Raw genomic sequence first — 9,178 nt, 5'->3', positions numbered from 1 at the left:
GGCCCCGGCGTCGCCCCCGCCGCCGGCCGCCGGAACCGAGGCCTTCGGCTACGCGGTGCGCGTCGACCCGCCCGACGAGGGGGTGGGGCCCACGCTGACCGACCGCTCCGGTGTGCCCGCCCCGGCCGCCGACATCGCCGCGGCCGCATCGGCGGCTGCGCTGGCCCGGACCCGGGAGAAACGCAAGGCGCGGCGCCGCCGCGGTGCCGCGGCCACCGACCGCGGCTACCGCGACGAGTACATGACCCTCGACGACGATCCCGAACCCCCGCCGCAGGACGAGCCCCCGACCACGCAGGCGTCGTCGTCCGGGGCGGGGCCGCTGGGCCGCTCCGGGGGATTCACCGGCACCACCCCGAAGACCACGTCGAAGACCTCATCGACGTCCACGTCGACGTCCACCGCCGACGCGGCCGGCCTGACCACCCTGCCCGGCGACGGGTTCGGCGACGGTCCCAGAAGCCCGATGCTGCCGCGGACCTGGGAGGAGGACCCACCTGAGAATTCCCGCTAGTCCGCTCGACAACCGCTCTCCCACCCAGTGATTGGAGGATCACCGATGAGTCTTCTCGACGCACACATTCCGCAGATCGTCGCCTCGGAGTCGGCGTTCGGCGCCAAGGCCGCGTTGATGCGCAGCACCATCGCCTCGGCCGAGCAGGCCGCCCTGGGCGCGCAGGCCTTCCACATGGGCGAAAGCTCGGCCGCGTTCCAGGCCGCGCACGCCCGGTTCGTGGAGGCCGCCGCCAAGGTGAACTCGCTGCTGGACATCGCCCAGGCCAACCTCGGCGAGGCCGGCGCCACCTACGTGGCCGAGGATTCCGCCGCCGCGTCCACCTACGGAGGTTTCTGATGTCCCAGATCATGTACAACTACCCGGCGATGCTCGGGCACGCCTCGGATATGGCCGGCCACGCGGGCACCCTGCAGGCCGTCGGCGCGGACATCGCCACCGAGCAGTCGGCCCTGCAGAACGCCTGGCAGGGCGACACCGGCATGACCTACCAGGCCTGGCAGGCCCAGTGGAACACCGCCATGGAGGACCTGGTGCGCGCCTACCGGGCGATCTCGATGACCCACGAGTCCAACACCCTGTCGATGCAGGCCCGTGACGCGGCCCAGGGCGCCAAGTGGGGCTGAGCCGGTGCCCGCACCGAACGCCGGCCCGAACGCTGTCGAGCTGACCGTCGACGCGGCCTATCACCTGGCGGACCGGTTGGGGGCCGGCACCTTTCCCTGGGTGCTGGCCATCACCGCGCCCTACCGCGACGACGCCCAGCGCCGTGCCCACGACGCCCGGCAGAGCGAGGTGCTCACCGGGCTCGGCCTGCTCGACGGCGAGCGCGACCGGGTCGATCCCGCGGTGGCCGAGTGGATCCGGGTGGTCTGCTTCCCCGACCGCTGGCTGGAACTGCGGTTCGTCAACGGCGGTCCGGCGGGCCCCGAGCTGCTGCGCGGGGTGGTCGCCCGGCGCGGCGACACCACCGTGGTGGCACTGCGCAACGCGCAGCTGATCACCCTGACCGCCATGGACGTCGCCGAACCGCACGATCTGGTGCCGATCGTTACGGCCGGCCTGCGTGGGGCTGTACCCGCCCGGTTCGACGGGTTCGCCCTGCCGGCGCGGGCGGGCGCCCGCGCCGACGAGCGGCTGCGCGCCGGCGCCGACCTCGACGGGGTGCTCGACTACCTCGGGGTGCCCGAATCGGCACGGTCCGTGGTGCGTTCGGTGTTCGGGGGGCGGCGCTCCTACGTCGAGATCGTCGCCGGCGGGCGCCGCGACGGACGCCGGCACACCAGCGAGGTCGGCGTCGCGGTCGTCGACACCGACGCCGGCCGGGTACTGGTCAGCCCGTCGCGGGCCTTCGACGGCCAGTGGGTGTCGACGTTCGAGCCCGGGACCCCGTTCGCGGTCGCGCTGGCCCTGACGAACCTCACCGCAACCCTGCCGGGCGGGCAATGGTTCGCCAGCCCGGCCCGACAACACATCTGAGAGAGAAGCACACACAACCCATGACTGAGAACCATGACTGAGACACTGGGCACCCCGGTCCTGCCGATCGTGCGTGTCGCGGTCGTCGCCGAGGGCCGGATGACCGAGATGGCCCTGCCCGCCGAACTGCCGCTGCGCGAGATCCTGCCGGCGGTACGCCGGCTGGCCCGCAGCCAGGACGCCGACGACGAGCGGGCACCGCACCGGCTCAGCCTGGCCCCGGTCGGCGGCGCGCCGTTCAGCCTGGACGCCAGCCTGGACACCGTCGGCGTGGTCGACGGCGATCTGCTGGCCCTGCAACCCGTTCCGGCCGGACCGGCCGCCCCCGGCATCGTGGAGGACATCGCCGACGCGGCGGTGATCTTCTCCGAGGCACGGCGGCGACCGTGGGGTGTCGGCCAGGTGCGCCTCGGGGCGCGCGCCGCGGTGGTGACGGTGCTAGCCGCCGCCACCGGATTGGCCGTCTGGCACCGGGTGCGCACCGGCGACCCGGCCGGCCTGTACGCGGTGAGCGCGGTCGCGGTGCTGACGGTGGTGGCGGCGCTGTTGCTGCGGGCCCGCTCCGCGCGCGCGGCCGCCGAACTGTCGGTGCTGGCGTTGGCGCCGATCGCCGCGGCGTTCGGGCTGGCGGTGCCCGGTGGGTTCGGTGCCCCGCAGCTGCTGTTGGCCGCGGCGGGGGTGACGGCCTGGTCGCTGATCGTGATGATGCTGGGCCGGGGCGAATGGCCCTGGGAGTTGAGCGTTTTCACCGCCACCGCGGTGGTGGGCGGCGGGCTGCTGCTGGCCGCCGTGCTGGCCACCGTGTGGAGCCTGCCGCTGGTGACGCTGGGCTGTGTGCTGATCGTGGCGGCGCTGCTGGTGACGGTGCAGGCCGCGCAGCTCTCGGCGATGTGGGCGCGTTTCCCGCTGCCGGTGATCCCGGCGCCGGGCGACCCCGCCCCGTCGGCGCCCGACGCGCGGGTGCTGGCCGACCTGCCGCGGCGGGTGCGGCTCAGCGAGGCACACCAGAGCGGGTTCATCGCCGGTGCGGTGGTGCTGGCGACGCTGGGTGCGCTCGCTGTGGGCGCCGGGAACCCGGGCGGCTGGGGCTGGTACGTGGTGGTGGCGACCTCGGCGGCGGCGGTGCTGCGGGCGCGGGTGTGGGACACCTCGGCGTGCAAGGCCTGGCTGCTGGCCCAGCCCTACCTGGTCGGTCTGAGCCTGCTGGTGGTGTTCGGGGTGCAGCAGCGCGCGGTGGCCGCCCTGGTGGTGCTCGGGGTGCTCGCGGCGCTGACCGTCGTGTGGGTGGTCGTGGCGGCCAACCCGACCCTGGCCGAACCGGAGAGTTACTCACTGCCGATGCGCCGGGTGGTGGGCTTCCTGGCCACCGGGGTGGATGCCTCGCTGATCCCCGTGATGGCCTACCTGGTCGGGATCTTCACCTGGGTCCTCAATCGATGATCCGTCTGGTGGCGCGGGGTCTGGCGGCCGGCGTGGCGATCGGCCTGGTGGCCTCGTCGGCGCCGGCGGCCTGGGCGATCAGCCCGCCGGTGCTCGACCCCGCCGCGCAGCCCCCGGCCGGCAGCACCGGCCCGGCGGTGCCGATGGCGCAGCGAGGGGAATGCCTGACCACCGCGCTGATGCCGGACACCGACGTCGCGGCGGTGCCGGCGAATCAGCGGATGCTCGACCTGTCCGGGGCGTGGCGGTTCACCCGCGGTGAGGGGCAGATCGTCGCGGTCATCGACACCGGGGTCACCCCGGGGCCGCGGCTGCCCGAGGTGCGGCCCGGCGGCGACTACGTCGCCGACACCGGCGGGCTCGTCGACTGCGACGGACACGGCACGGCGATCGCGGGGATCATCGCCGGGCAGCCCGGCGACGACGGATTCTCCGGGGTGGCACCCGGCGCGCAACTGATCTCGCTCCGGCAGACCTCGGCGATGTACGCCCCGCGGACCCCCGGCGAGAACGGGGCCGACCAGCGCGCCGCCGTCGAGGTGGCCGCGCTGGCGCGCGCCGTCGTCCGCGCCGCCGACCTCGGCGCCCGCGTCATCAACATCTCGACGGTGACGTGCCTGCCCGCCGACAACACCGTCGACCAGACCGAGCTGGGCGCGGCGCTGCGCTACGCCGTCGAGGACAAGGACGTCGTCGTGGTGGCCGCCGCCGGCAACACCGGACCGGCGGGCCTGGCCGGCGGTGCTGCCTGCCAGTCGAATCCGCTCGGCACCCCGGGGGAGGACCCGCGCAACTGGGCGGGCGTGTCCTCGGTGTCGACACCCTCGTGGTGGCAGCCCTATGTGCTCTCGGTCGGGTCGCTGACCCCGACGGGGCAGCCGTCGTCGTTCAGCATGGCCGGGCCGTGGCTGGGGATCGCCGCCCCCGGGGAGCGGGTGCTGTCGGTGAGCAACGCCGGTGACGGCGCGCTGGCCGACGCGTTGCCCGCCGAGGTCGGCGGCCAGCGCAGGCTGATCTCGCTGGACGGCACCAGCTACGCCGCCGCCTACGTCTCCGGCGTTGCGGCCCTGGTACGCAGCCGGTTTCCCGAGCTGACGGCCCGGCAGGTGATCGAGCGGCTGACCGCGACCGCGCACTCCGGGGCCCAGGCGCCGTCGAACGTGGTGGGTGCCGGCACGCTGGATCCCGTCGCCGCGCTGACCTGGCGCCTGCCCCCGGCCGACGGGCCCGGTGATCCGGCGAGGATCGCCGCGCCGGATCCGAGTCCCCCGCGCGATCGCACCCCGCTGGTCGTCGCCGTGACGGGCACCGCGGTGCTGGTGCTGGCCGTCATCGCGGCGGCGTTCGCGGCGCACCGACGAAAGGAAACCTCCGAATGAGAGTCGTGTGGCCCGGCCCGGGCCGGATCACGCTGGTGCTGTTGGTGATCGTGCCCGCGGCCATGGCCTACCCGTGGCCCACCACCACCGGTCGGTGGGCGCTGGGCGTGGCGGCCGCGGTGACGGTGCTGGCCCTGGCGTGGTGGCGGGGCATGCATCTGAGCACCCTGGTGCGCCGGCGACTGGCCCTGCTGCGCCACCGCGAACCGCGGACGCAGGGAGGCGACGGTACCGGCACCGACGCCCGCGCCACCGCGGTGCTGCGGGTGGACACCGACGGCGCGGAACTGCCCGAGGACACGGTCGTGGCTTATCTGGACAGGTACGGAATCCGGTGTGACACAGTGCGGATCACCAGCAGGGTCACCCCGCAGCGCAGCACCACCTGGGTGAGCCTGACGGTCTCGGCGGCGCAGAATCTGGCGGCGTTGCGGGCACGCTCGGCGGCAATCCCGCTGCGCGAGACCACCGAGATCGCGCTGCGCCGGCTCGCCGACGAACTGCGCGAACAGGGCTGGTCGGTGAGCACGTCCGATCTGGACGTGCCGGATCTGCTGGGGCCGCAGGCCCGGCAGCGCTGGTCGACCGTCGCAGACGGGACCTCCGGTTTCGTCACCGCCTACCGTGCGGCCGGCGCGGTCCGACCCGCGGAGGTGTTGACCGAGGCGTCCGAAGAAGTGTGGACCGCAACCGAATTCAGCGGGCCGACGCGCGCACCGCGGGTGGCGGTGGCCTGCGCGGTGCGTTCGGCCGATGCGCCCGGGGCCGCGGTGCCGGCGCCCGGGCTGGTGGTGCAGCGGGGCCGGCAGGCCGAGGCGCTGGCGGTACTGGACCCGCGGTCGTCGGCCCGGCTCAGAACATGACCGGGCGCAGGAACCGGGTCATCCGCCGTAGGTATTCGGGCTGACTGACGTGCAGGATGTGGTTGCCCGGGAACCAGTGCAGCGCACAGCGGTCCCAGTGCTCCCACAGCGCGACCGCCTGCTCGGGCGGGGCCAGCCGGTCGCCGAGGCCGGTGATGATCAGCCGGCGGTCCTTGGGTACCCGTGGGGTGTAGTTCAGCGGTGAGTGGTACGCCGAGGCGGCGGCGGACTCCTCGGCGCTGATCCCGCCGGCCATCCGGCCCACCTTGACCAGTTTGTTGGCCGGGAACCACTCGTCGAACAGCGCCTCGGGCTGCACCACGGGCACGTTCGGGATGACCGCCTGCAGGCGGTGGTCGGCCGAGGCGATCAGCGCGGACGTGTAGCCGCCCAGCGACAGCCCCGTCAGCGCCATCCTGCGCACCCCGGTGTGCTCCAGATAGTCCAGCACGGAACGGAAGTCGTGGATGGCCTGGCCCATCGCCTCGGCGAAGCCGGCCATGCCGTAGGCGAAGATCCCGTACCCGCTGAACGGGGAGTACTTCTCGGCGCGGCGGCCGTGGAACGGCAGCGTGTAGAGCAGGATGTCGTAGCCGCTGCGGAAGAACCACGGCAGCGAGAAGAACAGCCCGTTGAACAGGTAGGCCGAGCCCAGGAACCCGTGGATGACGCACAGGGTGGGCCGCGGTCCGTCGTCGTGGCGCCAGTGCTGGGCGTGCACGGTGTTGTTGCGTTCCAGCCGCCGCCACAGCCCGCGCATGCCGGGGTTGACCGGGCGGAAGCTGCTGGAGAAGCTGATGTGCTCCACCGAGCCCTTGGCGATCCAGGTCGCCAGCGGGTCGGCCGGGCGGGTGGCCACCCGCGGCGGGACCGTCGGCGCGGGAAAGGACCGGTCGGCGTTGCGTTCGGAGGCCAGGTCGGCGTAGAAGGCCAGGTTGGTGCGTTCGCGGTGCAGGTCGCGGCCGCGGAAGATGCCGGTCAGCACCGGCGGCAGCATGGCCGCGCCGACCAGCGAGGCGATCGCGGTGCGCAGTCCGATGTCGGCGACCACCGAGGCGTCGACGATCGCCCGCTGCGCGGCGGTCAGCTCGGAGCGGCTCGGCAGCCCACGGGCCCCGGCGTCGGCGCCGGGAACGTCGGGTACCGGGATCGGGGGATCATACGGAGCGGTCACCGTCGCCGATGCTAACCGACCGGCTGTGCTCCAGACCGAACAATCGCGCGGCGTTGTCGTAGAAGACATTGCGCAGCCAGGCGTCGTTCGCCCCCTCGACGTCGGTCAGCGCGCGCATGGCCTCGGCGTAGCGGTAGGGGATGTTGGGGAAATCGCTGCCGAACAGGATGCGTTCACCCAGGTCGAGCAGCCGCGGCCGTTGGGCGGCCGGGAAGGGCATCGCCTCCTCGATGAACCCGGTCAGCGCCATCGTGGTGTCCAGTGCGACGTTCTCATGCGCCTCGGTCAGGTCGAGGAACTCGGTGTACTCGGGCATGCCGAGGTGGGCGATGATCAGTGTCAGGCGGGGGAAGCGGCGCAGCAGCCGTCGCACCGGGTCCGGTCCGGTGTGCGTGCCCGGCACCGGCCCGGAGCCGCAGTGGATGATCACCGGGACCCCGGCGGCCTCGAGGGCGCCCCACACCTCGTCGAGCAAGGGGTCGTTGGGGTCGTAGCCGCCGACCTGCAGGTGCGCCTTGAAGACGCGGGTGCCGCCGGCGATGGCGTCGGCGACGTAGCCGGGTGCCCCGGGTTCGGGGAAGAACGTGGCGGTGCGCAGGCAGTCGGGGGTGTAGACGGCGAACTGGGCGGCCCAGGCGTTGAGCCACTCGGCCATCTGCGGTTTGTGCGGATACACCAGCGACGTGAACGCCCGCACCCCGAAGCGGCGCAGTGTGTGCACGCGCTCCTGCTCGTCGGTGCGGTAGGTGATGGGCCAGTTGCGCCCGATCAGCGGCCCCTGGGAGTCGAAGTACTGCCACACCTTGTCCATGACTCGTTTGGGCATGAAGTGGGTGTGCACGTCGATGATGCCGGGTAGCTGCAGCTCCTGCCAGATCCGCCGGACCTGTTGTGTCGCGTCCATTGTCATAGAGGATGACAGCATGTGGAATCCGGACGTCTATCTGGCCTTCTCCGACCACCGCGGGCGGCCGTTCTTCGACCTGCTGGCGCGGGTCGGGGCGGACGCGCCGCGGCGGGTGGCCGACCTGGGGTGCGGGCCGGGAAACCTGACCGTGACGCTGGCGCAGCGCTGGCCCGGCGCGGTGATCGAGGCGGTGGACAGTTCCCCGGAGATGGTCGAGGCGGCGCGGGCCCGGGGGCTGGACGCGGCGGTGGGGGAGGTGGGCTCGTGGCGCCCGCGCCCGGACACCGACGTGGTGGTCACCAACGCGGTGTTGCAGTGGGTGCCCGGGCATCTGGAGCTGATGGTGCGCTGGGCGGGGGAGCTGCCCGCGGGTGCGTGGATCGCGATGCAGGTGCCGGGCAACTTCGATGCGCCGTCGCACCGGGCGGTGCGCGAGGTGGCCGGGCGCCCGGACTTCGCGGCGGCGCTGGCGGGGGTGCACATCCGCGGCGGGGAGGCCGTGCAGGCGCCGGTGCGCTACGCCGAGGCGCTGACCGCGGCCGGCTGCACGGTCGATGCCTGGGAGACCACCTACGTGCACGAGCTGCACGGCGAGGATCCGGTGCTGGACTGGATCACCGGCACCGCGCTGACCGAGATCGAGACGGCGCTGCCGGGGGAGCTGTGGCAGCGCTACCGTGCGGAGATCCGTCCGCTGCTGGCCGAGGCCTACCCGGCCGGTTCGGACGGCCGCACGTTCTTCCCGTTCCGGCGGATCTTCGTGGTGGCCCGGGTCGGTTCCTGAGCTACCGGTTCCGCCAGAGCAGCCGGTACCGGTAGTAGAGACCGCGGCGGATCGTCGCGCCGGGCAGGACGTCGCGGGCGATGCGGCGGATCCCGGCGAGATTCTCGACGGGGTCGGCCAGGGCGACGCCGATGTCCGGGGTCTCGCGGTGCAGCCGGGATCCGGCCAGCGCGGCGGGGGTGCAGGCCAGGGCCCAGGCCCAGTCCGCGACGGACCTGGTGGCGGACAGGCCGACGACGGCCAGTTCCCCGCCGGGCCGCAGGAGCGAGCGGGCGTGGGTCAGCGCGTCCCGCAGCGGCTGGTGGTGCAGGCTGGCCACGAAGGTGATGACGTCGAAGCTGTTGTCGGGGGCGGTGAATGCGTCGAAGGTGACCGGGTGTAGGTCGGCGTTCTCGATGGCGCGGCGCCGGGCCGCGTCGACGGCGGCACCGTCCGGGTCGATGCCGGTCACCGTCGCCGACACCGGTGCGAGCCGCTGCACCAGCAGACCGTCCCCGCAGCCGACGTCGAGGACGTCGCCGCGGTGCCGGGCGGCGATCCTGACCAGCCACGGGTGGTAGGCGGTGTTGTGGTTCCAGTAGGTGTCCACACCCAGATTCTGGCACCCGGTTTCGTCACCCGATTTTGTCTGATTTTGT

The 9,178-nt window shown here is 73.2% G+C and carries 11 protein-coding genes; 8 read left to right on the top strand and 3 right to left on the bottom strand.

The features are described from left to right. From CSR00_RS30805 to eccE, 7 genes are all read left to right on the top strand, one after another. On the top strand, positions 1-514 hold a 514-nt coding region (locus CSR00_RS30805), incomplete at its 5' end, for a PPW family C-terminal domain-containing PPE protein (RefSeq protein WP_456093792.1). Positions 515-559: 45 nt separating this feature from the next. Continuing rightward, complete coding sequence (locus CSR00_RS23265; RefSeq protein WP_099024787.1) at positions 560-853, top strand: type VII secretion protein EsxS; 294 nt, start codon at positions 560-562, stop codon at positions 851-853. Further along, positions 853-1,140 carry a WXG100 family type VII secretion target gene (locus CSR00_RS23260; RefSeq protein ID WP_099024786.1) on the top strand — a complete coding sequence of 96 codons (288 nt, stop codon included), beginning with the start codon at positions 853-855 and terminating at the stop codon, positions 1,138-1,140. Before CSR00_RS23265 ends, CSR00_RS23260 begins: the two co-directional genes overlap by 1 nt. 4 nt (positions 1,141-1,144) lie before the next feature. Further along, the gene (locus tag CSR00_RS23255) at positions 1,145-1,993 is read left to right on the top strand and encodes an ESX secretion-associated protein EspG (protein WP_099024785.1); all 849 of its coding nucleotides are present in this window, start codon (positions 1,145-1,147) and stop codon (positions 1,991-1,993) included. A gap of 33 nt (positions 1,994-2,026) precedes the next feature. Continuing rightward, the gene (eccD, locus tag CSR00_RS23250) at positions 2,027-3,433 is read left to right on the top strand and encodes a type VII secretion integral membrane protein EccD (RefSeq protein WP_099024784.1); all 1,407 of its coding nucleotides are present in this window, start codon (positions 2,027-2,029) and stop codon (positions 3,431-3,433) included. Next, complete coding sequence (mycP, locus tag CSR00_RS23245; RefSeq protein ID WP_099024783.1) at positions 3,430-4,812, top strand: type VII secretion-associated serine protease mycosin; 1,383 nt, start codon at positions 3,430-3,432, stop codon at positions 4,810-4,812. Before eccD ends, mycP begins: the two co-directional genes overlap by 4 nt. Next, positions 4,809-5,675, top strand: a complete 867-nt coding sequence (eccE, locus tag CSR00_RS23240; protein ID WP_099024782.1) for a type VII secretion protein EccE — start codon at positions 4,809-4,811, stop codon at positions 5,673-5,675. The genes mycP and eccE overlap by 4 nt, the downstream gene beginning before the upstream one ends. Here eccE and CSR00_RS23235 read toward each other — a convergent pair. Both CSR00_RS23235 and CSR00_RS23230 read right to left on the bottom strand, forming a co-directional pair. After that, positions 5,665-6,849, bottom strand: coding sequence for an alpha/beta hydrolase family protein (locus CSR00_RS23235; RefSeq protein ID WP_099024781.1), 1,185 nt, complete (start codon positions 6,847-6,849; stop codon positions 5,665-5,667). The two genes, eccE and CSR00_RS23235, sit on opposite strands and share 11 nt — an antisense overlap. Continuing rightward, entirely contained in the window at positions 6,833-7,753 is a 921-nt protein-coding gene (locus tag CSR00_RS23230) for an amidohydrolase family protein (RefSeq protein ID WP_099024780.1), read from the bottom strand. Before CSR00_RS23230 ends, CSR00_RS23235 begins: the two co-directional genes overlap by 17 nt. 19 nt (positions 7,754-7,772) lie before the next feature. Between CSR00_RS23230 and CSR00_RS23225 the strand changes: the two genes are divergently transcribed. After that, a complete protein-coding gene (locus tag CSR00_RS23225) occupies positions 7,773-8,540 on the top strand; it encodes a trans-aconitate 2-methyltransferase (protein ID WP_099024779.1) in 768 nt (255 codons plus the stop codon). Between the two features lies 1 nt (position 8,541). Here the strand turns inward: CSR00_RS23225 and CSR00_RS23220 are convergent, their stop codons facing one another. Continuing rightward, complete coding sequence (locus tag CSR00_RS23220; RefSeq protein ID WP_245906442.1) at positions 8,542-9,129, bottom strand: class I SAM-dependent methyltransferase; 588 nt, start codon at positions 9,127-9,129, stop codon at positions 8,542-8,544. Positions 9,130-9,178: the final 49 nt, after the last annotated feature.

The sequence above is a fragment of the Mycolicibacterium palauense genome (assembly GCF_002592005.1).
GTDB lineage: Bacteria > Actinomycetota > Actinomycetes > Mycobacteriales > Mycobacteriaceae > Mycobacterium > Mycobacterium palauense.
The sequence above is the reverse complement of the archived record's forward strand: the minus strand, read 5'-3'. Positions and strand labels throughout refer to the sequence as shown.

What these genes read in the sequence shown, in the direction of transcription:
- CSR00_RS23265 (WP_099024787.1), top strand. Translation starts at nt 560, where the DNA reads ATGAGTCTTCTCGACGCACACATTCCGCAGATCGTCGCCTCGGAGTCG.
- CSR00_RS23260 (WP_099024786.1), top strand. Translation starts at nt 853, where the DNA reads ATGTCCCAGATCATGTACAACTACCCGGCGATGCTCGGGCACGCCTCG.
- eccD (WP_099024784.1), top strand. Translation starts at nt 2,027, where the DNA reads ATGACTGAGACACTGGGCACCCCGGTCCTGCCGATCGTGCGTGTCGCG.
- mycP (WP_099024783.1), top strand. Translation starts at nt 3,430, where the DNA reads ATGATCCGTCTGGTGGCGCGGGGTCTGGCGGCCGGCGTGGCGATCGGC.
- eccE (WP_099024782.1), top strand. Translation starts at nt 4,809, where the DNA reads ATGAGAGTCGTGTGGCCCGGCCCGGGCCGGATCACGCTGGTGCTGTTG.
- CSR00_RS23230 (WP_099024780.1), bottom strand. Translation starts at nt 7,753, where the DNA reads ATGGACGCGACACAACAGGTCCGGCGGATCTGGCAGGAGCTGCAGCTA.
- CSR00_RS23225 (WP_099024779.1), top strand. Translation starts at nt 7,773, where the DNA reads ATGTGGAATCCGGACGTCTATCTGGCCTTCTCCGACCACCGCGGGCGG.